This window comes from Modestobacter caceresii (assembly GCF_000761485.1).
Taxonomy (GTDB): Bacteria; Actinomycetota; Actinomycetes; order Mycobacteriales; family Geodermatophilaceae; genus Modestobacter; species Modestobacter caceresii.
The window spans coordinates 102,777-125,100 of sequence record NZ_JPMX01000003.1 but is presented as its reverse complement, the minus strand read 5'-3'; the positions used below and the strand labels follow the sequence as shown (position 1 = coordinate 125,100).

The window sequence follows — 22,324 nt, the reverse complement described above, 5'->3', positions numbered from 1 at the left end:
TCACTCAGGGACATCAGGTGGGCAAGCTCGGCGTGAAAGGCAGAGAGCGCATCGTCGTCGTTGGCGGGAAGTCGAGTCGGGCAGCCAGCAGTCATGCCCGGCAACCGTGAAAGCGCCGTGAGACAGCGCAATGCCGGTTAGGGGAAGGGACGTCTGACCAGGACTGTCGGACCCATGTGATCGGCTGACTGCGCACCGCCACCGACCTGTAGTCGCCATCGGAACCAAGGAGAGCCATGCTTCCGCCGGTGCAGGCTCGCCAGCCCGGCACGTCCGCACAGCTGCGCGTTCAGCTGGCGCGACTGCGCACGGTGTTCGCCGGCCGAGAGACTGGAGCCGTCCGGACTCATCTGACGCCGATCACCGACGGGCAGGTCATGGTCACCGGCACGACCCTGCCGCCACTCCGGACCCCGTTCGTCCGCCTGACGAGCGGACTCTTCGTCCCCGCCGCCGCGGCCCCCCAGCCACTGGATGACACGTTGTGCTGGATCAGCGCCGACGAGCTGTTCGGGGCCGCCCCGTCAGAGGCTCTCACCCGCGACTGGCTGCAACAGCTGTCGTTCACCGACGTGCTGGGGTTCATCGCCGCCACACTCGCGGGGTACCGGAATCCACGGATCGACGTGCGTCAGACGGACCGGGACTTCGCCGAGAAGCAACTGGCCAACGAGGCGCTGCTGCGCGCCCGGAACCTGCTGCGAGACCCTTCCCGACGGCTGGTCGTGCCGCAGGCGCTGTACTCCCTGGCGAAGCTGGCCGCCCGAGACAGCGGAACCACGACGTCGCCCGACGCGGAACCCCAGATGCTCGTCCTGACGTACTTCGGCGCGCTGCAGGTGCTGGACGACGCCACCGACCATCTCGACGAGGGCGACGAGGAGGTGGTCGTCGACACCGCCGTCGGAGAGCTGTCCCAGTTCGCCTTGATCAGCCAGTACTTCAACCGGCCCGGCGACGAGGTCCACTTGATGGCACGGCTGGTCCGTCAGTGGCTCGAGCTGCCGCGGGAGCGAGCCGACGCCGCAGGGGTGGTCGACCTGGAGCGCGAGTTCGCCGCCGTGACAGGGTCGTCAGTGCGGGACGTCACCATCACCGCAATCCTGCTGTGGACGGCGACGCTGCAGGGCCTTCCACAGGTGCGCCTGGACTACTTCACTGCGCTCGGATGGACGGACCAGCGCCTGCAGGCGGCGCTGGGGGTGTACACCGCCGACCTACCGACCTTGCGTCGTGCGCTGCGGACGGAACTGGACGCGCACGGCCCGGTGTGGGGTTTCAGCTCACTGGAGCGGTACCCGGTCGCCCGCCTCGACGACGGGTCGCTGCTCGTCCTGGACGTCCAGCTGCTAGTCCGCCGCATTTTCGGGGGGCTCCTGGGCTTCGACGTCATCGACGCGCTCAAGGCCCGCGGGGACACGGCCGGCGCGAAGCGCGCTGCTCAGATCCAGGCCTACCTCCAGCACCTGGGCGAGGCCTACGCCCTGGAGGTGCTGCACTCGCTGGTTGGAAGCGGCGAAGCGTGCCCGCGGGTGTTCGACGAAGCCACGCTGCTGACCGCCTACCGACAGCGGGGACGCCGGATCGCAGATGCGGCCGTTGACTACGGAGATGCGTGGGTCGTCGTGGAGATCACCACCAGCCGGCTCACGCGCGACACCGTGGCTGGGGCTGACATGGAGGCGCTTAGCCGGGATCTGGACAAGCTGGTCGACAAGGTGGAACAGCTCGACCACACAATCGCCGCACTGCGCGCCGATCCCAGCCGGCTCACCGGGGCCCCGAGCGGCCCGACGCGGCGGTTCTTCCCGCTGCTGGTCGTCGCCGAAGGGTTCCCGGTCAATCCGGTCTCGGTCGAGTTGCTGCGCAACCGGGTCCGACAGCGGGGTCTGTTGACCGAAGCCAACATCGGCCCGCTTGAAGTGGTCGACACCGTGGAACTGGAGTTGCTCGAAGGTCTGGCCGAGTCGGGCGGCCCAGGCCTACGTGACGTGCTGGCCGGCAAGGAGCACGCCACCCTGTTCAGGGACAGCCTGCGCGGCTACGTGATGCGCGAGTGCCGCTACGACTTCGCCCGATCCCGGCGGCTCGCCGGACTGGTGGACAAGGCGTGGAAGCCCGCGCGTGAGGCGTTGCCGCCCCAGGCCTTGAGTCCGTAGGCGGGTGTCACCGTTGACGGAATCGCCGTGGATCGCGCCCCCGGTCATGCGTAGGCGACTTGCGCCGTCCGGCGGCGCCACGGTGCAGCGTTGTGACGTCCTCTGGTTGAGCACCGCACACCCGGAGTCCCCGCGGGCGTGCTGGAGGAGGCTTCATGCCGGCGAGCCTCGACGGTGGGTGCGAGCCATTGGGGTCGCCGCTGCGAGACGCTGCCGGCAGCGCGGGCCGTCCGGCTGGGCATGAAATGGCGGCGACCCCGGAACCCGCTCACCTGCTTGTGCTCCGCGAAGCGGCCGGGACGTTCCCTGGTAGCCGGGCACGACCCGGGGCGATGAGGCGGAGAGCCATGCCGGCCCACGAGCTGATGATGGTCAAGACCCGCAAGCAGTTGCTCAGCGCTGCCACTGGGCGGGAGCGGGTACGCATCCAGGGGACGGTCGCCGAGTGCGGCGACGGCTACAGCGGGACGTACCGGAACGTCTGGCTGCGGATCGAGACTCGGACGGGCAGCGTCCGGGTGACTGCGTCGACCAAGAGCAGGCTCGGGACGATGCCCGAGGGCAGCGACGTCGAGCTGGCGGCGACCATGACGGGACTGGTCAATGTGGCGGAGAACGTCTACTACGCCGAGCGGGCACAGCTGCTCCGTTGGTCTCCGACGGCAGTCCCGGGGGACGGCTGAACCGGCGAACTCCTCGAAGTCTCGGACCCCAGAGGTTCGTGGGCTCCACTCAGGTCCGGCCCCCGCCGGTGGCGACGGTGTTGATGGCGCTCGCCGAAGTTCCCCAGGGGTGCTCATCGAAAGTCCCCACCCGGGTGCGCGGTCAGGTTAGCGGTCGTCGGGTGCCGGTGGCGGCGCGGCGGAGGGTGTCGGTGCGGGCGTGGTGGTCGCGGAGCCGGTAGCTGTCGCCGTCGAGGTTGAGCACGACCGAGCGGTGCAGGAGCCGGTCGAGCATGGCGGCGGCAACGGTGGTGTCGCCGAGGACCTCACCCCAGGAGGCGACTCCCCGGTTGGTGGTGAGCACGATCGAGGTCTTGCCGTAGCGCTGGGAGACGACCTGGAACAGGGCGGAGGCGGCCTCGGCGGGCAACGGGAGGTAGCCCAGTTCGTCGATGACTAGCAGGGTGGGGCCGGCGAAGAAGCGCATGGTGGTGGCCCAGCGGCCCTCGATCGCAGCGCGGTGGCAGCGGGCGGCCAGGTCGGCGGCGGTGGTGAAGTAGGTGCGGTAGCCGGCCTGCGCGGAGGCCCGCGCGAGGCCGACCGCGAGATGGGTCTTGCCAACTCCCGGTGGGCCGATGAGCAGCACGTTCGTCGCTGACTCCAGGTAGCGGCAGGTCGCCAACTCCTGGATGAGCGCCCGGTCGATGCCGGGGGCGGCGTCGTAGTCGAAGTCCTCGAGTGAGGCAGGACTGGGCAGGGAGGCGAACCGCAGCCGGCCGGCCAGCCGGCGGGCCTCGGTGTCGTTCACCTCGAGGGCCAGCAGGCGTTCGAGGGCGGCGGTCAGGCTCAGGTTCTCGGCGCGGGCGGCGTCGAGCACCCCAGGCAGGGCCTCGGCGGCGGCGTGCAGCTTCAGGGTGGCCAGGTGCCCGCGCAGTTGCTGGTAGACGCTGGCCTGCAGGTTCGTGCTCGGCTCGGGCGGTGGTGTGGTGTGTGGGGTGCTCATCGGAGGGTGTTCCTTCCTCGGGCGGCGCGGTCGTAGGCGGCCAGGTCGATGACGACCCGGCCCGGATCTGGGGCGGTCGCGGTGGTCTTGTCGCGGAAATGGTCGGCGGCGGCTTGGGCCGCGGGGCCGGGTGGGATGCGCTGCTTGCGGCGGTGCGGGGCGGCGGTGGTGAACGCGGCCAGCGCGGCGGTCTCCAGCGCGGTGATGTGGATCGAGTCGCGGACCATGACCCCGGCCCCGTCGGCGGCCAGCCGGTGCCGGGCGATGACCGTCGGCAGCCGGCCGGTGGTCTGCCCGGTGGTGATGTCGATGCTGGTGGCGCCGAGACGGTGGGCCACGGTCACCGTCGTGCCGGTCAGCTCCGGCGGGACGGAGTAGAAGTTGCCGCGGTAGGCGACCAAGGACTGCGCGGAGACCCTCCGCTCCGCGGTGAGCACGGCGGGGAACGGGGCCGGCAGCGGTGCGAGCCGCTCGTCGGCGAGGAAGCTGGAGACGGTGCCCCGCCGGCCGCCGAGTGTGCGGAGCCGGGCATCGCCCCGGGTGGCGCAGAACTCGTCGAGTGCGGCCTGCGCCTGCTCCGGCGTGACGTCGTCGCCCAGGGTGCGCCACCAGCGCTGGGCGGCGGTGTGGTTGGCCTTCTCCACCACGCCCTTGCGGTTTCCGCGCCGCGGCGGGCAGATCGCCACGGTGACCCCGTAGTGCTTGGCGACCGCGGCGAACGACGCGCTCACCTTCCCCGAGCCGGGGTGGCAGACCGTCGCCATCCGGTCGAACCGCCAGCTACGGGTCAGCCCACCCAGGGCGACGGTGACCCGGTGCAGGGCGTCGATCAGCTGTGGCTGCTCCATCGAGGAACAGAGCACCCCGCGCCAGCGGCCGGAGTGCGCCAGCGCCCCGACCAGCAGGAACGCCCGGCCGGTGTAGCCGGCGGCGACCCAGGAGCCCGGCGGGTCGGGCAGCTCCACCCAGTCCCACTGGGTCTCCTCACCGGCCGGGTGGTCGATCACCGCCGCCGGGCGGCCCTTCGCCGGCGCGCACGGCTCACAGGCCGGGCGCAGGCCCCGGACCCGCAGCTGGCGGGTGAACGTGGAGTACGCCCGGTCGTAGCCCAGCCCGGTGACCTCGTCGAACAGGGTCATGGCCCACAGGTGCGGGTCCTCGGTCAGCCGGGCCCGGCAGTAGTCGACGAACGGATCGAACAGGTCCGGGCCGGCCGGGGTACGGACCCCGGCCTGGCGGCCGTTGAGATAGGCGCGGATGGTCTTGCGGTCGCGACCCAGGTGCCGGGCGATCGCCGAGATCGTCCAGCCCTGGCGACGTAGCGCGTGCACGTCGATGTCGTCCTCCCGTGTGAGCATGAGAGGCAGGGCTCCTTCGAGGTGGTGCGGTGGTCAGAGACCGCCATCCTCGGAGGAGCCCCCGCCGTCTCGGCGGAGCTCCACAGGTGGGGACTTTCAGTGAGCAGGACTGAGGACTTTCAACTGAGCGCCATCAGTGTCGCGGAACCTGCCCTGGGGCACGCCGCTCTACGTGCCTCATCCTCGGGCGGCGAGGCGTCTTCCGGTCGGCCGAGCAAGGGAGCGGGGTGCCAAGACTGGCTGAAGAGGACGATGGCCCCGCTCTAAGGCGGGGCCATCGGGGGTGCCTTCCCTAGTCGCGACGCAGGGGCGAGAGGCTGGTTCGCTCGGGAGCGTTTCCGATCTGCAGCTGGCAGAAGCGGCAGTTCAGTGGATCGTCTTCGTGCGGCTCGCTCCACCAGCGGGCCTGTTCCAGCAGGAGATTGGGCCGTCGGCGTGCCCAGCGGAGCGCGAAGAGACGCTCCAGTTCCTCCTCGACCGCTGTCGCCTGCCGAGCGTAGTCGTCCGCCTCGTCGACCAGGTGGTGCTTGCTGCGCTCCACTATGAGGCGGGACAGCAGGCGGTACGTTCCGACCATCGTCCGCCATTCCTGCTCACGCAGGTGACGGAGGAGCGGCGGCCGTGACTGGTTCCGCTGGCGGGGCACCGGCCGAGCGGCGCTCGAGGCGGTGCGGGTGATCGGTTGGGGCATGCGGCCCTCCGATGAGAGGCGCGTGCCAGGACACGCTGTCCCGGCGGATCCGCGCGGGACACGTCAGATGTCCGACTTGGACCGTCGGGGCGAGAACTGCAGCCGCAAGACTGTCGACCGGCAGATGTTCGTCAGCAGACACCGACCTGCTGCGCAGGGCGGGCGCACACAGGACGGGTGTAGTGCTCGACGTTGAAGCGCTGGCCGGTCGGGCTGCCTCTCAACGTCGAGCGGCCGCGGCACGCGGATCCGGTCAATGCATCGGTCGTCCATGGATGGATGCGACCATCCGGCCTATGCCTCCACGGCCGGCCCCGGAGCCTCCACGTCCGCCGCTGACGCCGGAACTGCTTTCCGGGCTGAACCTAGCGAAGCTGGATGAGTACGTTGCGCTCCTGTTGACCGGCCGACCCGGCGCGCCTCTGCCGGGAGAGACCGCTAGGGCGGCGCTGATCAGGTACTTGGCTGCCGCCGATCCGGCTGACACGGTGCGCGCCATCAGCCCAGTCAAAGTCAACGGCCGCTCCGGCTCGCCGCTCTTGAGCCCGGCGATTCTGCTGGTCACGAGCACAGCGCTGGTATTCCTCGCGCGGCCACCAAAGTCGCGACAGTGGGTTCCCGGGCCGGTAATCGCGGCAACTGACATACACGACACTGCCATCAACGACTTCGCCCATGGCGAGTTCGCGTTGGTGCTCGCCCCGCAGCGCGGCACCCGGTGGCGCAGGCTGGGGGTGCACAGCTCCGTCGGCGGGGACCGCACGCTCCGGCTCGCCGTCTCCTACGCGGCCGCCAGCAAGGAGCAGGGCTCGGTCGCTCTCCGAGTGGTCGATGCGATCCGCACGATGATCATCGCCCCCGACCGGCCCATGGGTGGGCTCGCCGCAACCGAGCCGTGGCTGGCCGAGGCGATCAACAGCTACCAGGTGCCCATTCCGATCACGCGCGTCGACTACGACCCGGTCCCGCGCCGCTACCTCAACCAGCTGTGGGGCGAGCCGTGGCCGCGGGGGCTGTGGGCCCGCATGCAGGCGGCATGGACGGACGAGGGGCAGGCGCTCACCGACGAGCTCGCCGAACGCTACGGTGGCTTCTGGGACCGTTTCGCCGTCCGGGCCCTGTCCACACGTCTACCGGAGCTGCACGCCCGGCTGATCGACATCCTTGGCCCGGCTGCGGCGCGCAAGTTCCCGTATCACGTCCGTAGGCACGGCGACACGTTCGTGGGCGTCACCCTGCTCCACCAAGCGGTGTTCCGCCTAGCCAGCACCCGCGGCGGGATCGTCGAATCCCGCGGCCGGGGGCAGTGCCCGATCTGCGGATCGGCGTTAGAGACGCCGACCTCACTGACACGATCGCCCTCCGGTTGCCTGGCCTGCGCTACTGCTACGGATGTTCGATCCGTGCGCTGACCGCGCAATCCGGCTACCGCAGGCCCGATGACGGCCGGCCTCAATGGCAAGGTGAACCGAACACCCGCGAGCAGCGGGCTCGTGCGATGCTGCGATTGGTCGAGCAGCTCGGCGCCATTCCTGACTTGCGTCTGATCGATGGCGGCGCCGGCTACCGTCGGCTGGCCGCACTGCCGGCCGACCTCCAGCGGCGGGACCGAATCGTCGCCGCCCTGGCCGCCGTCCCCGGCATCGAAGAGCTGTACGCCGACTACGGCCGCCCCTGGACCGCGGTCTTGCGCGGCCTCGGCATCATCGGCGACACGTGGCGCCCCGCGCGCGGCACCCACTGCTTGGCCGAGGACGGACAGTGGATGCGTTCTCTGGCGGAGAAGACCGTCGACGACTTCCTCACAGCCCACGGCATTACCCACGTGCACGAACCGGCCTGGCCGGTTCATCCGCAGGTCAACCCGAACGGTCGGCTGCGCGCGGACTGGCGACTGCTCGACGGCACGATGATCGAGTACGCCGGGATGCTCGACTACCCCGCCTACTTCGGCAAGATCCAGGCAAAGAGGCAGATGGCCACCGACCTGGGCATCGAGCTACTCGTGCTCACCGCCGACGACCTGTACTCCCTGCCCGCCCGCTTCACCACCACCGGCACCGGACGAACGCCGGTTCGGCGGTCTCGGCCCCGGCCGGCCAGCGCAACACCGGTGCGGTTCGGCCTGGAGGGGCAGACCTACGAGATCGACCTAACCCCCGCCGAAGAGCAGCAGTTCCGACGAATCGTCGGCAAGTACGTCGCCGCCGGTCGGAGGAGTCGCAACCCGGCCGCCGCAACGGAGCCCCCGGCGTCAGTCGGTGACGGCGGCTGATCTGACCAGGTACTGCGCTGGCCCCATGCTCCTTTCGAACCCTGCGATACGGCAGCGCCGCCTTCCAAGCCCCGCACCCAGATTAGTGGTGCGGGGCCCGGCGGCATGGCGTGGCTTCGTCAGACGTCGAGCAGCTGGACGTAGGCAGACGCCGGTCAATACCCGACGGCCGTACCCAAGGCCTGGAAACCCTGGTACTGCAATCGCACCACGGCGACTGCCTGCCATGACCTGTCAAGCCGCCTCGCGGTCGCCCCGAGCGGGCTTCGCATGCTCCCAGAACCAGCCGGGGAGCGCCTCGAGCCGAGTGACCAGTTCGGACGTCATCCGAGGGTTGCCTGCTCGGTAGTCGGACTTCTGGCGAATCATCCAGCGCTGCAACACCGGGTCCATTCCAGCGTTGCGCCACTTCAGCGCCCCCACAACTTCGGTCCATTCCCTAAGCGCGGCGTACCGGCGCTCCCAGCGCTCGTCTCGACTACTGGCGATGGCCGTGCGTTCCTCGTTAGTGGTGAGCATGCTTCTGATGGCGGAACTCTTCCAGGTGATTGGACCGGAGGCGCTTTCGACGCCCTCGGTCGCGAAGTGATTGGCGATGTCGTTGAGGGACAGGCCGGCGTCGCGCATGGCCCTCGCGCGGGACCTGAGCTCTTCGCTGATGCGCGGTGCCTGCCAGAGCCAACCTGGAAGCGCTTCCAGAGCCGCTAGTTCCTCCGAACCCATGTAGCCGTGGCGACGGCGATTGCGCTGAGTCTTCACGAACTGGTGCAGCTCCGGCGCCGTGCTCGGCCCAGGGAGGTCGCCGCGCGCGCTGATGTAATCGGCGAGCTGCTGCAGCCGTTCCCAGAAGGGCTTCGTGGTCTGCATCAGTAGGCGCGTGCAAAGGGCTGTATGAAAGTCGCCATCGAGTCGGTCCGGGAGGTCCGCGATGACCTTGCCTGGAAGCGACGGCGTCATCCTTCGTGTGCCGACTTGCCCTCGAGCGGCGTCCAGCGCGGCACCAAACGCTGGGTCGTGGTCGCGCAGCGCGTGCAACACGGTGCACACGTCGTCGAAGGCCGACGAGGACAGGACTGTCTCGGGGTCTTCGTCGGCGCTGAGGTAGACGGGCAGCAGGATGGTGCCGATGGTCTTGCCGGGTGCGGTTCGCCCGGCCAACGGCCTGGACGATGTCGACGTAGGAACTGCGCGGGTCGATGAAGGCGATGCCGTCGATGGCCGGTACGTCGACGCCTTCGGTGAGGCAGCGGGCGTTGGTCAGTACGCGCCGATGTCCCGGGGCCAGCGTGCGCAGGCTGTTCAGCAGTTCGGTTCGCTCGCCGGCTGACATCCCGCCGTTGACATGTCCTGCGGACAGCTGGAACGCCTCGCCCGGGGCGAGCAGCGATGCGGCGACGTCTGGCAGCGCGGTCGCGAAACGCTGTGCGCGGTCGACGTTTCCGTGGAAAGTGATCATGCGGGTGATGCCGTAGTCCTCCATCGCCTTGAGGACAGCGACGGCTGCGGCACCCTCGTGGCCAGTCAGCACGTGCTCTCCGACGACGAGCTCCGCGCCCTCCTCGAGCTGCTCCCGGATGGAGTCGTCCGTGACGCCGACGACGACGACCTGGTAGTCGCACAGGAGTTCAGCCTCGATGGCCTCCGCGAAGCCGAAGCGGTACATGACTGGCCCGTAGAGGGTCTCGTCGTCCATCGACGTGGCAGACGCGCCCTTCGTCAGCCGTGGGGTGGCGGTCATGAAGACCCGCTTCGTGGCGTGGATGCGGTCGCCATTCAGGATGAGCCGGAACGCTGTTGCCGCCTGTCCGGCGGTGCGATGAGCCTCGTCGGCCAGCGCCAGGTCGAAGGCAGGTGCGCCCATCGTCTGGGCAGCGGCGACCACGAGCGCGGAGTGGTACGTGGCGAACACCACCGTCCGGCCAGCGCGCCGGCCGATGAGGTGTGCGGCGAGGACGTCCGGGTGAGTGGTGACCGGTGCCGGGATGTCGGCGGCCGCGGCTGACGCCTCGGCGTCGGTGACGGTGTCGTCGGAACAGACGGCGATGGCGTCGAACGGGCTGAGGCAATGCTGACGCCACTCCCGCAGGGTCTGCGCAAGCAGAGACAGGCTCGGGACCAGCACCAGGACCAGGTCGGCCTCCAGCCGCTCGGCCAGCCGGAGCGCGGTCAGGGTCTTGCCGGTGCCACAGGCCATGTGCAGTTGCCCGCGGTCGTGATGGACAAGGGCCTCCGTGGCGGCGAAAAGGGCCGCGAGCTGATGCGGACGAAGCTGAATGCCTGCGCCGGGGACGGAGGCAGCATCAGCGAGTTGGACGTGGACGTGCGTGGGTATCGCGGTGTGGGTCAACGGGTCTCCAGGGGCTCGTGGTCTTGGCCACCTGGACGGTGCGGAGGAGCGCGGACAGCGCAGTCGGATACGAGTGATGTATGCCACGTGCGGCTTCGCTTGTTCGCCGCGACTTCGGGGGCGAGGACGGGGACATCTCTCGCGCGAGTGCGAGGCACACCCCGGCAGATTCATCCCTTGGCCGCACCAGCCCGATCCGAGCTTCAGACGAGCGGCCGGCAGAGTCGACACGCGTCCGCGGGCTGTGGCCGTCATGCCACGCAGACTCACCGACGTTGCCGTCAGGGCGTGTGCGATGTCTGCCCTCGCGTCATGAGTCCGGGTCAGCCAACCTGGGGGACCGAGTCACGGTCGTAAGGCTCGTTGTCGGGGGCGTTCCACCCAAAGTCACAGCCGAGACTGTCGAGAAAAGCCCACACCGCGGGATAGCCGACCACATTGACGTTGAGCCAGTTGTCCGCTGTTCCGTTCTCGTTCGAGATCCACAGTCCGGCGTAGCCCTCGCCCTCTTCGGCGTAGAGCAATGACATCCGGAGATCCGGGTACTTCTCGGCGACGCATTCCGCCCACGCCAGCGGAGGTTCCCATCCCGTCTGGAAATAAAAGACGAGTCTCGCGGGGGTGTGCTCGGTGAGTTCGGTGGCACATGCGTTGAAGCCCCACCAGGACTGTTCGTGACCCTCGTCATCGACCGGGGCCTGCGGTAGGTGAGTCGCGAAGTCGACGACGCCGTTCTCGCCATTTACCGCAGCCAGGAACTCGTTGAGACGATCAGCGGACCCTGTGACGGTGAGCAGATTGTCGGTCCAGTTGGGCATGTGATTCCTATCGGCCCTCGCCGACTCGGACTGAACCCGGCGGCGCAAGCGCGCTCCACCGCTCACCCGCTGGGGGCACTCGGTCGGCGAGCACGTCGACGCAGCAGTGCTGTTCGGCTGTCACGTCGGCGTACCTATGGGCCGGCGACCCGGCCGTCGACCGTGGCGCGCCAGGGTCGGAGCACCTCGGGGAGGCCACAGTGCGCCGCCGGCCAGGCGGTCGTCCCGCGCTCTGCCGCACCTGCCTCCAGCGTTCCAGCCGGGGGAAGGGGACTCGGCAAGCGATTCCCCTGCAGCTTGCAGGCCATCAGGCCTCTGGGTTCTCCGTGGCAGCGCCGGGTGGGGAGAACAGGGCGCGCTTGAGCTGCCCGAGCGTGTCCATGTGCTCCTTGTAGTAATGCTCGCTGGTGGAGCCGCCGTCGTGCCCGAGCTGGAACTTCGCGGCCGCTTCGCCACCGGCCTCGTAGAAGAGGCGGCCGCTGGTGTGGCGGATGTCGTGTGGCCGCAGGCCGCGGGCATCGAAACCGGGGTGGTGACGGCGGATGCGGCCGAACAGCGTCTCGAAGCGCTTGCGGGTCAGCGGGCGCGCCTCACGGGCGACGAGGAACCCGTCGACATCGAGGACGTCCTTCGGCTGGTAGTAGAAGACCGCGTTGTTGGGCGACAGGTCCGGGATGCCTGTTCGCCGCAGTTCGTCGGGCGCGTCCGCCGGCGCTGGTACGCGCGGACCCCGCTCGAGCGCGTGCGCGACCAGCGCGTCGAGGTGGTCGGGCGTCGAGGGACGGGTGCGGTAGGTGTCCCGCTTCTCGTCCCAGTAGGTGATGGTGCAGTCGTCGCGATTGATGCCGCGGCAGCGCAGGGCCAGGACACCGCCGCGGCGGGTGGCCTGGATGACCATGTGCCGCAGGATGAGGCCGTCGAGAGCCGGGTCGTCCCCGGTGGTGGTGGCCAGGCTGTGCACGGTGAGGAAGTCGGGAACGTCGAGGCTGCGCGCCCCGCGTTCCTGACGCGTGGGCAGACGGACGTCGCGGGCGACGTTGGCCGGTACGACGTCGTCGCGGCGCATCTCATTCCACAGCCAGCGGCAGGCCTGCACCATGGCCTCCTGGGCGCCGCGGCCGTCGTGGTCGTGCAGCACCCGGCCGGCGGCCTCTCGCTTGGCGTTGCGCACGACGGTGCGCTGCATGGCGTGCCGGCGGGCCCACCACGCCGCGTCGGCGATGTGGTGGCGGGTGACGACGCGCACGGAATCGTCGCCCCGGGCACCCATCCGGTCCCCGCAGTCGACATCCGCATCGGGGGAGCAGCCCTCGGAGTGGGTTCCGGCGGAGCAGGGGCAGGTTCCCGAGGCGCAGGGCAGGCACACGCACGGGCAGAAGTCGGGCAGCCCATTGGCCAGGCGACGCAGGTACAGCGCCCAGGTGCCGTAGGTGCCCTTGTGGTCCCGGCGCAAGACCGGGAGCCGCAGGTCCAGTTGCTCGCGCAGCGAAGTCCCGTCCGCAGCAGCGAGCACGCTGCTCAGGTCCACGCCGCGGCTGCGGGCCTCGGTGACCATCTCGGCCATCCGGGCGGCGAAGTCGTCCCCGTCGCCGGGCTGGCCGGCGATGGTCTGGTCGGTCATGTCGTCTCCTCAGTTCGCGTCGTCGGCGGCGGGGGCCACCGTCGACGGAGACGGTGCGGCGCCGGGGGAGAGGTGCATTCGCCCGCCGGGCAGAGCGGTGAGTCGCGGCACGGGCTGCTCCTCCGCGCCGGGCGGCGTGCCCCGCCGAGGGGCGCGGTGGCTGTCGAACAGCTCGTCGAGCTGCGGCTCGAGGCGGCTGGCGGGCATCAGCTCCAGCACGCCACGCTCGGTGTCGGTGCGGGCGACGACGGTGGCGTTGGCGGCCAGGCCGAGCTGCGCACGCAGCGCCGGGCCGAGCAGCAGCCGGCGGCGGCCGTCGACGCGCAGCGGCGCGGTGCCGTAGCCGGGCCGCGGAGCCGCGGAGCCACCGGGCAGGAAGACGACCAGCACACCGCCGTCACGTTCGGCCGGCAACTGCGCGTCGAGCACCGGGCACAGGGGCAGCGGAAGCCGGCCCTTGGTATCCAGCTTGGTCAAGGTCAGTTCCGTGCGCGCAGGCGCCGGGTCGGCGGCGCGGGCGTGCAACGGGGTGAAGTCGACGGCGGCCGGCGGCCGCTGGGCACGCTCCTGGAGCAGGTCGGTGTTCAGCCACAGCTCGGTGAGTTCCGCCGCGGACGGTGCGCCGCCGCCGAACGCCCAGCCGCCGGCCGGGGCCGGGCCGACTGCCGGGCTGGTGACGGCGGGCACGGTGGCCGCCTGAAGCGCGGAGCTGTGCGTGCGTGCGGACTGGCCGCCGCGGCGCCGGGCGTGCAGCGGGGCCGGTGGTGCTGTTCGGGGCATGGCCGCAGCTGTGCCGGGCGTTTCGCCAGCGGGGCTCGGATTGGGCCGAACCGGGTGCAGTTCACCCGAAGGAGGGTGGGACGGCTCCCACGATCTTGTGTCCGAGGGGGGACTTGAACCCCCACGCCCGATAAAGGGCACTAGCACCTCAAGCTAGCGCGTCTGCCATTCCGCCACCCGGACAAGGTGGGCACTCCGCGGAGCGCCTCGATGAGCATAACCGAGGCCACCGCCGGTCTGGGACAGGGGCCGGTGGCACCATCGACCGCATGTCGCAGCCCACGCCCCTGGCCGGTGCCCAGTCCGAGGTCGCGGACCTGCTCTCCGACCTCATCCGCATCGACACCACGAACACCGGTGACTCAGCGACCAGCGCGGGGGAGCGGAAGGCCGCCGAGTGGGTCGCCGCCAAGCTCGACGAGGTCGGGATCGACAGCGTCATCCACGAGTCCGAGCCGGGCCGGGCCAACCTGGTCGCCCGGATCGAGGGCACGAACCGCGACCGCCCGGCGCTGCTGGTGCACGGCCACCTGGACGTCGTCCCGGCCGACCCGGCCGAGTGGAGCGTCCACCCGTTCAGCGGTGAGCAGCGCGATGGCTACGTGTGGGGCCGCGGCGCGGTCGACATGAAGGACATGGACGCGATGACCCTGGCGCTGGTGCGCGACTGGGCCCGCACCGGGGTGAAGCCCGACCGCGACATCGTGCTGGCCTTCGTCGCCGACGAGGAGGCCGGCGGCCGCAAGGGCGCGCACTTCATGGTCGACCACCACGCCGACCTCTTCGAGGGCTGCACCGAGGCGATCAGCGAGGTCGGCGGGTTCAGCATCACCGTCCGCGACGACCTCCGCCTCTACCTCGTGCAGACCGCCGAGAAGGGGCTGGCCTGGATGAAGCTGACCGCCCAGGGGCGGCCCGGCCACGGCTCCTTCGTGCACGAGGACAACGCCGTCACCCGGCTGGCCGAGGCGATCGCCCGGATCGGCTCCACCCGGCTGCCCACCGTGCTCACCCCGCCGATGCGCGAGTTCCTGGACGCGGTCAGCGACGCGTACGGGGTCGAGATCGACCCCAACGACCCGGACGAGGCGCTGGCCCGGCTCGGCAGCATCAGCCGGATGATCGGCGCGGCGCTGCGCAACACCGCCAACCCGACGATGCTCGACGCCGGCTACAAGACCAACGTCATCCCCGGCTCCGCGAGCGCCACCGTCGACGGCCGCTTCCTGTACGGGCAGGAGGCGGAGTTCGAGAAGCAGCTCGACGAGCTCCTGGGCGAGGGCGTCAGCCGCGAGTGGATCACCTACGACCAGGCCGTGGAGACGACGTTCGACGGTCCGTCGGTCGACCTGATGGTCCAGGCGCTGCAGGCCGAGGACCCGGGCGCCCGCGCCGTCCCGTTCACCATGAGCGGCGGCACCGACGCCAAGAGCTTCGAAACCCTGGGCATGCGCTGCTTCGGCTTCTCTCCGCTCAAGCTCCCCGCCGACCTCGACTTCGCGTCGCTGTTCCACGGCATTGACGAGCGCATCTCCATCGACTCCATGCAGTTCGGCATCCGGGTGCTCGACCGGTTCCTGCGCCAGGCGTGATGTGATGCCGGGCGTGACCGACACCACTCCCGCGCCCGGTTCGCCCGCCCAGGGCGACGTCGCCCTCGTCACCGGAGGGACCGGCGGTTTCGGCCGCGCCCTCGCTGCGCTGCTCCGCGAGCGCGGGGTGACCGTCGTCCTCGCCGACCTCGACAGCCCGGCCAACCGCGAGGTCGCCGCCGGCCTCGGCGCACACTTCGCTGCCCTGGACGTCACCGACCGGGCGGCCAACGCCGCCGTGGTCGCCGCGGTGGAGGCCGAGCACGGCCGGTTGGACGCCGTCTTCCTCAACGCCGGCATCGCCGGGCAGTCCCGGCACGGCCTGGACGTCGACGAGTTCCTCAAGGTGGTCGACGTCGACCTCTTCGGCGTCGTCTACGGCACCGAGGCCGCGCTGCCGGCCCTGCGCCGCGCCGGTGGCGGGTCGATCGTGGTGACCGCCTCGCTGGCCGGACTCTCGCCGATGGCGACCGACCCCGGCTACAGCGTGGCCAAGGGCGGGGCGGTGGCGTTCGTCCGGTCGATGTCCTCCCGCCTGGTGGACGACGGCATCACCATCTCCGCCATCTGCCCCGGGTTCGCCGACACCGCCATCATCGACCCGCTCCGCGACGAGTTCGCCGCCGCCGACTTCCCGGTGCTCTCGGCCGGCGAGGTCGCCGAGGCGATGGTCGCCGCCTGGGCCGGCGCCGAGCCGGGCGCGGCCTACGTCGTCCAGCCGGGCGTGGGCGCCGTGCCCTACAAGTTCAAGGGCGTGCCGGCCGCCCGGACGGCGAGCGGGGAGACCGCCGTCGTCCCGACTGCGCTGCGCCCGCCGTCCATGCGCTGACGTCTGCACGGGCACAGCCCGGGTGATCGGCGTCACGGTCGCTCTGGCAAGGTGCCGGGCATGCGTGCATGGCGAGTCCACAGCCTCGGGAACCCGGCCGAGGTCATGTCCCTCGACGAGGTCGAGCAGCCCATCCCCGCCGACGGCCAGGTGCTGGTCAAGGTGCGGGCGGCCGGGCTGAACTTCCCCGACGTGCTGATGGCGATGGGCCAGTACCAGGAGCGGCCGCCGCTGCCCTACACCCCCGGCGTGGAGCTGTGCGGTGAGATCGTGGAGACCGGCCAGCGGGTGCTCGGGTCGCCGTCCGGCGGTCCCGGGGCGTTCGCCGAGTACGCGCTGATGGACGCCGCCGCGGCCTGGCCGGTGCCCGATGCGATGTCGGACGAGCAGGCCGCCTCGCTGTACCTGACCTACCAGACCGGCTACGTCGGCCTGCACCGGCGCGCAGCCCTGCAGGCGGGGGAGTGGCTGCTGGTGCACGCCGGCGCCGGCGGCGTCGGGACGGCGGCGATCCAGCTCGGCAAGGCCGCCGGCGCGAAGGTGATCGCCACCGCCGGCGGGGAGCGCAAGACCGAGGTCTGCCGCTCACTCGGCGCCGACCACGTCATCGACTACACCGCGGAGGACTTCGTCCCGCTGGTCAAGGAGATCACCGGCGGCCACGGTGCGGACGTCGTCTACGACCCGGTCGGCGGGGAGGTGTTCGACAAGTCCCGCAAGTGCATCGCCTTCGAGGGGCGGCTCGTGGTCGTGGGCTTCACCAGCGGCACGATCCCGCAGGCGCCGGTCAACCACGCCCTGGTCAAGAACTACAGCATCGTCGGGCTGCACTGGGGCCTCTACCGCAAGCACGACCCGGCCCGGATCGGGCTGGTGCACGAGGCGCTGTGCGACCTGTTCGCCGACGGGGCGATCGACCCGCTGGTCGGTCAGTCGCTGCCGCTGACCGACCTGCCGCAGGCGATGGCCGCCATCGCCGACCGCAGCACCGTCGGCAAGGTCGTCCTCACCCCCTGAGAGAGGACCCCGTCCTCCTCAGCGCTCGCAAGCTCGGGCCGAGCCGCTGGACGGGGCCATCAGCAGGGCCGCACCGCGAGCTCGCGAGTGGTGGGGGCAACAGGGTCCTCACACCATGGGGCGGGGGAGGTAGGACAGCCGCATCCGGCGCCGCATGATCACCTTGCGGGTGCCGTCGGCGTGCAGCTGGAGCCGGGCGAGTTCCCAGCCGCCGGTGTCGGACTGCATGCTCATCAGCTGCGCCGCCGCGGAGCGGGAGATGCCCGCCGGGATGCGCAGCGGGGCGTACTCGTACTCGCCGGGTGCTGACACCTCGTCGATTGTGCCTGCCGGACGCCTGCGGGTCATGTGGTGGTCACCACGGAGCCACCCGGTCCGGGTGTCGCCCCGGCGGAGTGCGGGCAGGGGAGGACGGCGCGGCCCGGCACCCGGCCGGGCCCCCGACCGGCGAGGAGCCCTCATGACCGACCCCGAAGCCAACGACGCCGACCGCCTGGAGCAGCAGCGCACCACCGCCTCGACCGGCCCGGAACTCGCCGACGAGGTGCCGCCGCTGGGCGCCGAGGTCCCCGAGGCCGACGCCATCGAGCAGCAGCTCAGCGCGACCCCGGGCACCTACTCGACGATGCGGGACGCCGACCCGGAGGCCGACGAGTACGACGTCCTCGAGCAGCGGGCGGCCGTGCCGGACGACGACGAGGACGAGCAGCGCGGCTGACCCCGTCCGGGGCCACGGGCTGCCGGGTGTCGGGCATCGCCTGATCGGGTGGTCCGGGCGCCGGTCGTCCGCACCGCCCGTCACGGCGGGTGAGGATCGCGCCCGTGACCGCCGCGCTGACGACCGTGCTGCTCATCCTCGTGGGGCTGCCGCTGCTGGCCTGGTGGGTCGGTGGCCGTTCGCTGTGGGGCCGACTGCAGCCCCGCCGGGACCCGGACCCTTGGGGTGACCTGGTCCGCAGGCACCGCCTGACCCCCGCCGAGCAGTCCCGGGTGGGAGCAGCGGTCAACCGCGGCCACGCGCTGGACGACGATCGGCTCCGTGCCGCCGCGGTCGACGTGGCCCGCAGCCAGGTGGTGCAGCTCGACGTCCTGTGGAGCGGTGGCTCCCGTGCCCAGCGGATCGTGTGCCCGGTGGCCGTGGTGTGGTTCGTCGGCCTGGTGTCGAACGTCGTCCACGACCTGGTCGTCGGTGGTCTGTCCGACATCCCGTGGTTCGGCCTCGTGAGCATCGCCGCCATCGTCGGCATCCCCCTGGTACAGCGGCGGAAGATGCAGCGCGCGATCCGGGTCAACAGCGGACCGGTGACCGGGGCCGGGGCCTGACGGGCCCCGGCCCGGCTCAGCGGGAGTAGTACTCCACGACCAGCTGCTCCTCGCACACCACGGGGACCTCGGAGCGCTGCGGCCGGCGGACGACCACGCAGCGGAGCTCGGAGAGCTGGACCTCCAGGTAGGCCGGGGCGGCGGCGTGCGCGCCGGAGGCGGCGACCTGGAACGGCAGCTTGGACTTGCTGCGCTCGGCGATCTCGACGACGTCGTAGGGCTGCACCTGGTAGCTGGGCCGGTCGACCCGCTTGCCGTTCACCGTGACGTGCTGGTGGCTGACCGTCTGCCGGGCCTGGTAGATCGTGCGGGCGAACCCGGCGCGCAGCACGGTCGCGTCCAGCCGTGCCTCGAGCTGGTGGGTGATCAGCTCCTCGCCGGTCTTGCCGCCGGTGCGCTTGGCCCGGTCGAACGCCGAGCGGAGCTGGGTCTCGCTGATGTCGTACTGCGCGCGCAGCCGCTGCTTCTCCAGCAGTCGCGTCTTGTAGTCGCTGGTGTTCTTGCGCTTGCGGCCGTGCTCACCGGGCGGGTACGGGCGCCGCTCGAAGTAGCGCACGTCCTTGGGGGTGAGCGGGATGCCCAGCGCACGTGAGCGCCGGACCTTGGGGCGGGAGCTGTTCACACGATCCTCCGGTTCGGTTAGGCTCACCTTACCGCGATGTCGAGTCGTCCTGAACCCGGAGTGCCGCATGACACGATCGACCCGCCCCGCCGCCCCCGGGCCCTCGTCCGACGCCCTCCGGCCCACCGGAGCCGAACGGGCGCGCACCGTGGCGGCCCGGCCGGCGGCCGCCGTCTGTGCTGCCGGCATCGACGGCAGTCGTGTGCTCGGGCACGCCCTCACCGCCGAGGGGCAGGTGCTCGTGGTGGTGCCGACCGACGGTGAGGTCTGCCGCACGGTCCAGGCGTCTGCCGACGGCGACCTCGCGGCGCTGTTGATGGTCACCGACCACGCCCCGGTGCCCCTGCGCGAGCCCGTGCGCGCCCAGGTCTGGTTGTCCGGGTGGCTCACGCCGCTGCTCGAGACCGACCAGCGGGACGCTGCGCTGGCGTTCGCCGACGTCGCCCCGGTGGGCGCGCTGCTGGACGTCGGGCGCAGCGCCACCCTGCTGCGCCTGGACCTGGCCGAGGTGGTGCTGGGGGAGTGCGGCTCGGTCACCGAGATCGACCCCGACGACTTCCTCGCCGCGGCGCCCGACCCGTTGATCGCGGTGGAGGGGCCGGCGCTGCAGCACCTCGACGTCGCCCACCCCGAGGAGCTGGACCTGCTGTGTTCCCGGGTGCCGGCCGCCTGGGTGGGGAGGGGCGACGTCGTCCGCCCGCTGGGCCTGGACCGGTACGGGTTCCGGCTGCGGATCGAGCAGCGCACGGGCCACCGGGACGTGCGCGTGCCCTTCACCGCGCCCGTCACCTGTGCCGACGACCTCGGCCCGGCGGTGCACCGGTTGCTCTGCGCCGCGAGACGCGCTTGCCCGGGACGCTGACCGCGAGGTCAGCGCCCCGGGCAGGGGAGTGGTGCGTCGAGCGGGGGCGAGGTCAGTGGACCTTGCGCCGACCGCCGCTCATGCCCTCGGCCACGCCGATCAACAGCACGGCGGCGACGATCGCGACGATCCCGCCGATGATGTTGAGCTCGCCGAAGTCACCGGTGCCCAGGAGGGTGGCCACGACGCCACCGATCAGGGAGCCGACGACGCCGAGGGCCAGGGTGGCCAGGATGCTGAGGTTCTGCTTGCCCGGCTTGATCAGCCGAGCGAGCGCACCGACGATGAGACCGAAGACGAGAAAACCGATGATGCCCATGTCCTCGTGGGTGCCCTCAAGATCAACCTGTGAAACGTGGTCCACCTGACAGGTGGGTCACTCCGCCAGTTCGGCGAGCAGCGTCGCCAACCGGGTCCGCCGCGGCCGGACGTCGACCTCCCGGACCGCCCGGGCCAGCGCAGCGCCGCTGGCGTGCACGATCGACAGGTGCTGCTGCGCCCGCGTGAGGGCGGTGTAGACCAGCGGCCGGGACAGCATCCCGCCGGCCTCCGGCGGCAACACCACGACGACACCGGGCCACTCCGAGCCCTGCGCCCGGTGCACGGTGATCGCCCAGCCGTGCCGGAGGTCCGACAGCGCCTTGCCGTTCACCTTGACCGGCCCGGAGGCGAACGCGATGTCCAGCGAGCCCTCACCGGTGCCGGTCACGACACCGACCTCACCGTTGGCGAACCCGATCGGCTCCAGGTCGAGGTGGTTCGCCGTCGCGACCACCCGGTCGCCGACGTCGAACCCGAACACCGTGCCCTCGCCGGGGTTGAGCTGCGCCTTCAGCGCCTTGTTCAACTCGATGGTGCCGGCCGGCCCACGGTGCACCGGGGTGACCACCTGCACCGTCGACGGGTCGATGCCCAGCGCGCGCGGGATGGAGTCGGTGACCAGCTGCACGACCCGCTTGGCCGCCTCGGCGCTCCCGGTGGCCGGCACGATCACCACCTCCCGGTCGGGGGAGTCGACGTGCACCAGCTCACCGCCGCGCACCCCGGTGGCCAGCCGCGCGATCGCCCCACCCTCGGCCTGGCGGTGCAGCGTGGTCAGCTCGGTCACCGGCACCACGCCGGAGTCGATCAGGTCACCGAGGACGTGACCGGGGCCGATCGAGGGCAGCTGTGCCGGGTCGCCCACCAGCAGCAGGTGGGTGCCGTCCGGGCAGGCCTCCAGCAGCGCCGCGGTCAGCTCGACGTCCAGCATCGAGGCCTCGTCGACCACCACGACGTCGGCGTCCAGCGGCCACTCCTCGTTGCGGGCGAACCCACCGGTCATGCCCTGCGCGCCGAGCAGCCGGTGCACGGTCACCGCCGGGTGGTCGGTCAGCTCCTCCAGCCGCTTCGCCGCCCGGCCGGTCGGCGCCGCCAGGGCCACCTCGGTGCCCTTGGCCTGCAGCAGCTTCACCAGCGAGGCGACGGTCCGGCTCTTCCCGGTGCCCGGCCCGCCGGTCAGCAGCGAGATGCCGGCGCCGAGCACCTGGGCCACCGCAGCCTGCTGCGCCGGGTCCAGGCCCTTGGCCACCGACCGGACCGAGGCAGGGTCGGCGATCCGTCCGCTGGTGGCCGACAGGCGGTGCACGTTCTCCGCCACCGCCTCCTCCGCCATCCCGTACCGGGCCAGCGACAGGCTCAGTGACTGCGGTTCGTCCTCGTGATCGGGGTCCTCGTCCTCGGCCTCGGTCAGGGTTCCCTCGCGAGCTTGCGAGTGGAGGGGGGACCGAGGTCCTTCCGCGTGCTCGAGCACCTCACCGGACTCCACCGCGGCCACCACCGCGGCCGCCGGGTCGTCGATCTGCTCCGCGCGCAGCGCCGCTACCACGAGGTCGGCGGGGAGCACGGTGTGCCCGTCCCGGGTCGCGGTGCGCAAGGTCAGCGCCACGATCGCCCGGCCGCGGCGGGTGTCCTGCCGGTCGGCACCGGAGAGGACGGCGATCGCCAGCCGGTCGGCGTCGGCCAGCGTCACCCCGGTCAGGCCGAGCAGCGCCCACGGGTCGTCCCGGAGCCGGCGGGCGGCGTCGGGGCCGAGGGCGTCCGCGGAGTTCACCGCCAGCCGGGCGTTCAGCCCCGCGCCGACCAGCAGCTCGACGACCTCGTAGGTCGACCTGGCGGCCAGGAACGAGCTGAACAAGCGCTCGGCGCGCTGCCGGCCCACCCGGGGCAGCTTGAGCAGCCGGTCGGCGGTGACGTCGTCCGGGCCGGTGATGCCGGCGGCCGGCAGGTCGGCCGCCGTCCGCTTGCCCAGGCCCGGCCACAGGCCGGCGGCGCAGAAGGCGGTGAAGACGGGGTCGCCCGCAGGCGTCGGGGTGCTCACGGCTCG

At 71.3% G+C, this 22,324-nt stretch carries 21 protein-coding genes, 1 tRNA gene and 1 pseudogene; 10 read left to right on the top strand and 13 right to left on the bottom strand.

The features are described from left to right. Window positions 1-248 precede the first annotated feature (248 nt). Both IN07_RS01255 and IN07_RS01250 read left to right on the top strand, forming a co-directional pair. Window positions 249-2,159 (top strand): hypothetical protein, encoded by a 1,911-nt coding sequence (locus IN07_RS01255; RefSeq protein ID WP_156118988.1) that lies wholly within the window; start codon window positions 249-251, stop codon window positions 2,157-2,159. A gap of 347 nt (window positions 2,160-2,506) precedes the next feature. After that, entirely contained in the window at window positions 2,507-2,842 is a 336-nt protein-coding gene (locus tag IN07_RS01250) for a hypothetical protein (protein ID WP_036332741.1), read from the top strand. Between the two features lie 142 nt (window positions 2,843-2,984). On the opposite strand, the gene istB is transcribed toward IN07_RS01250, so the two are convergent. The 3 genes from istB to IN07_RS25035 form a co-directional block, all read right to left on the bottom strand. Continuing rightward, window positions 2,985-3,824 (bottom strand): IS21-like element helper ATPase IstB, encoded by an 840-nt coding sequence (istB, locus tag IN07_RS01245; RefSeq protein ID WP_036332739.1) that lies wholly within the window; start codon window positions 3,822-3,824, stop codon window positions 2,985-2,987. Continuing rightward, window positions 3,821-5,182, bottom strand: a complete 1,362-nt coding sequence (locus IN07_RS01240; RefSeq protein WP_036332737.1) for a Mu transposase domain-containing protein — start codon at window positions 5,180-5,182, stop codon at window positions 3,821-3,823. Before IN07_RS01240 ends, istB begins: the two co-directional genes overlap by 4 nt. A 292-nt stretch (window positions 5,183-5,474) precedes the next feature. Continuing rightward, on the bottom strand, window positions 5,475-5,873 hold the full coding sequence (locus IN07_RS25035) for a hypothetical protein (RefSeq protein ID WP_156118987.1): 399 nt from the start codon (window positions 5,871-5,873) through the stop codon (window positions 5,475-5,477). 488 nt (window positions 5,874-6,361) lie between these two features. On the opposite strand from IN07_RS25035, the gene IN07_RS01225 reads away from it, so the two are divergent. After that, on the top strand, window positions 6,362-7,285 hold the full coding sequence (locus IN07_RS01225) for a hypothetical protein (protein ID WP_156118986.1): 924 nt from the start codon (window positions 6,362-6,364) through the stop codon (window positions 7,283-7,285). After that, window positions 7,180-8,148, top strand: a complete 969-nt coding sequence (locus IN07_RS01220; RefSeq protein WP_156118985.1) for an Lsr2 dimerization domain-containing protein — start codon at window positions 7,180-7,182, stop codon at window positions 8,146-8,148. Before IN07_RS01225 ends, IN07_RS01220 begins: the two co-directional genes overlap by 106 nt. A 234-nt stretch (window positions 8,149-8,382) precedes the next feature. Here the strand turns inward: IN07_RS01220 and IN07_RS26130 are convergent, their stop codons facing one another. The 6 genes and pseudogenes from IN07_RS26130 to IN07_RS01195 form a co-directional block, all read right to left on the bottom strand. Next, window positions 8,383-9,306 (bottom strand): helicase associated domain-containing protein, encoded by a 924-nt coding sequence (locus tag IN07_RS26130; RefSeq protein ID WP_052090470.1) that lies wholly within the window; start codon window positions 9,304-9,306, stop codon window positions 8,383-8,385. 40 nt (window positions 9,307-9,346) lie between these two features. Next, window positions 9,347-10,669 (bottom strand): annotated as a pseudogene (locus IN07_RS26890) (DEAD/DEAH box helicase family protein); the annotation flags it as partial. A 149-nt stretch (window positions 10,670-10,818) separates the two neighbouring features. Next, complete coding sequence (locus tag IN07_RS01210) at window positions 10,819-11,313, bottom strand: DUF1281 family ferredoxin-like fold protein (RefSeq protein ID WP_156118984.1); 495 nt, start codon at window positions 11,311-11,313, stop codon at window positions 10,819-10,821. Window positions 11,314-11,620: 307 nt separating this feature from the next. Next, the gene (locus tag IN07_RS01205; protein ID WP_036332725.1) at window positions 11,621-12,934 is read right to left on the bottom strand and encodes a site-specific integrase; all 1,314 of its coding nucleotides are present in this window, start codon (window positions 12,932-12,934) and stop codon (window positions 11,621-11,623) included. A 9-nt stretch (window positions 12,935-12,943) separates the two neighbouring features. Continuing rightward, the gene (locus IN07_RS01200) at window positions 12,944-13,714 is read right to left on the bottom strand and encodes a hypothetical protein (RefSeq protein ID WP_156118983.1); all 771 of its coding nucleotides are present in this window, start codon (window positions 13,712-13,714) and stop codon (window positions 12,944-12,946) included. Window positions 13,715-13,812: 98 nt separating this feature from the next. After that, window positions 13,813-13,897 (bottom strand) — tRNA-Leu (locus IN07_RS01195). 86 nt (window positions 13,898-13,983) lie between these two features. On the opposite strand from IN07_RS01195, the gene IN07_RS01190 reads away from it, so the two are divergent. Genes IN07_RS01190 through IN07_RS01180 form a run of 3 tightly spaced genes read left to right on the top strand, consistent with a single transcriptional unit; the run spans window position 13,984 to window position 17,152 of the window. After that, window positions 13,984-15,306 carry a M20/M25/M40 family metallo-hydrolase gene (locus IN07_RS01190; protein WP_036332720.1) on the top strand — a complete coding sequence of 441 codons (1,323 nt, stop codon included), beginning with the start codon at window positions 13,984-13,986 and terminating at the stop codon, window positions 15,304-15,306. Between the two features lie 13 nt (window positions 15,307-15,319). Further along, on the top strand, window positions 15,320-16,135 hold the full coding sequence (locus IN07_RS01185; protein ID WP_036332833.1) for an SDR family oxidoreductase: 816 nt from the start codon (window positions 15,320-15,322) through the stop codon (window positions 16,133-16,135). A 60-nt stretch (window positions 16,136-16,195) separates the two neighbouring features. Then, window positions 16,196-17,152, top strand: a complete 957-nt coding sequence (locus IN07_RS01180; protein ID WP_036332718.1) for an NADPH:quinone oxidoreductase family protein — start codon at window positions 16,196-16,198, stop codon at window positions 17,150-17,152. Window positions 17,153-17,260: 108 nt separating this feature from the next. On the opposite strand, the gene IN07_RS01175 is transcribed toward IN07_RS01180, so the two are convergent. Then, entirely contained in the window at window positions 17,261-17,464 is a 204-nt protein-coding gene (locus IN07_RS01175) for a DUF5703 family protein (protein WP_036332716.1), read from the bottom strand. Window positions 17,465-17,612: 148 nt separating this feature from the next. Here IN07_RS01175 and IN07_RS01170 point away from each other — a divergent pair, with 148 nt between their 5' ends. Together IN07_RS01170 and IN07_RS01165 are read left to right on the top strand one after the other, a co-directional pair. Further along, complete coding sequence (locus tag IN07_RS01170) at window positions 17,613-17,870, top strand: hypothetical protein (RefSeq protein ID WP_036332714.1); 258 nt, start codon at window positions 17,613-17,615, stop codon at window positions 17,868-17,870. A gap of 104 nt (window positions 17,871-17,974) precedes the next feature. Then, window positions 17,975-18,475: a hypothetical protein gene (locus IN07_RS01165; protein WP_036332712.1), complete on the top strand. Its 501-nt coding sequence runs from the start codon at window positions 17,975-17,977 to the stop codon at window positions 18,473-18,475. A gap of 16 nt (window positions 18,476-18,491) precedes the next feature. Here the strand turns inward: IN07_RS01165 and rpsD are convergent, their stop codons facing one another. Then, window positions 18,492-19,097, bottom strand: coding sequence for a 30S ribosomal protein S4 (rpsD, locus tag IN07_RS01160; protein ID WP_036332711.1), 606 nt, complete (start codon window positions 19,095-19,097; stop codon window positions 18,492-18,494). Window positions 19,098-19,164: 67 nt separating this feature from the next. On the opposite strand from rpsD, the gene IN07_RS01155 reads away from it, so the two are divergent. Further along, entirely contained in the window at window positions 19,165-19,959 is a 795-nt protein-coding gene (locus IN07_RS01155; RefSeq protein ID WP_036332708.1) for a DUF2470 domain-containing protein, read from the top strand. Between the two features lie 52 nt (window positions 19,960-20,011). Here IN07_RS01155 and IN07_RS01150 read toward each other — a convergent pair whose 3' ends face one another. Both IN07_RS01150 and IN07_RS01145 read right to left on the bottom strand, forming a co-directional pair. Further along, window positions 20,012-20,278, bottom strand: a complete 267-nt coding sequence (locus IN07_RS01150; RefSeq protein WP_197058299.1) for a GlsB/YeaQ/YmgE family stress response membrane protein — start codon at window positions 20,276-20,278, stop codon at window positions 20,012-20,014. Window positions 20,279-20,335: 57 nt separating this feature from the next. After that, entirely contained in the window at window positions 20,336-22,318 is a 1,983-nt protein-coding gene (locus IN07_RS01145) for an AAA family ATPase (protein ID WP_036332706.1), read from the bottom strand. Window positions 22,319-22,324 lie beyond the last annotated feature (6 nt).

What these genes read in the sequence shown, in the direction of transcription:
- IN07_RS01250 (WP_036332741.1), top strand. Translation starts at nt 2,507, where the DNA reads ATGCCGGCCCACGAGCTGATGATGGTCAAGACCCGCAAGCAGTTGCTC.
- istB (WP_036332739.1), bottom strand. Translation starts at nt 3,824, where the DNA reads ATGAGCACCCCACACACCACACCACCGCCCGAGCCGAGCACGAACCTG.
- IN07_RS01240 (WP_036332737.1), bottom strand. Translation starts at nt 5,182, where the DNA reads ATGCTCACACGGGAGGACGACATCGACGTGCACGCGCTACGTCGCCAG.
- IN07_RS25035 (WP_156118987.1), bottom strand. Translation starts at nt 5,873, where the DNA reads ATGCCCCAACCGATCACCCGCACCGCCTCGAGCGCCGCTCGGCCGGTG.
- IN07_RS01210 (WP_156118984.1), bottom strand. Translation starts at nt 11,313, where the DNA reads ATGCCCAACTGGACCGACAATCTGCTCACCGTCACAGGGTCCGCTGAT.
- IN07_RS01205 (WP_036332725.1), bottom strand. Translation starts at nt 12,934, where the DNA reads ATGACCGACCAGACCATCGCCGGCCAGCCCGGCGACGGGGACGACTTC.
- IN07_RS01200 (WP_156118983.1), bottom strand. Translation starts at nt 13,714, where the DNA reads ATGCCCCGAACAGCACCACCGGCCCCGCTGCACGCCCGGCGCCGCGGC.
- IN07_RS01190 (WP_036332720.1), top strand. Translation starts at nt 13,984, where the DNA reads ATGTCGCAGCCCACGCCCCTGGCCGGTGCCCAGTCCGAGGTCGCGGAC.
- IN07_RS01180 (WP_036332718.1), top strand. Translation starts at nt 16,196, where the DNA reads ATGCGTGCATGGCGAGTCCACAGCCTCGGGAACCCGGCCGAGGTCATG.
- IN07_RS01170 (WP_036332714.1), top strand. Translation starts at nt 17,613, where the DNA reads ATGACCGACCCCGAAGCCAACGACGCCGACCGCCTGGAGCAGCAGCGC.
- IN07_RS01155 (WP_036332708.1), top strand. Translation starts at nt 19,165, where the DNA reads ATGACACGATCGACCCGCCCCGCCGCCCCCGGGCCCTCGTCCGACGCC.
- IN07_RS01150 (WP_197058299.1), bottom strand. Translation starts at nt 20,278, where the DNA reads ATGGGCATCATCGGTTTTCTCGTCTTCGGTCTCATCGTCGGTGCGCTC.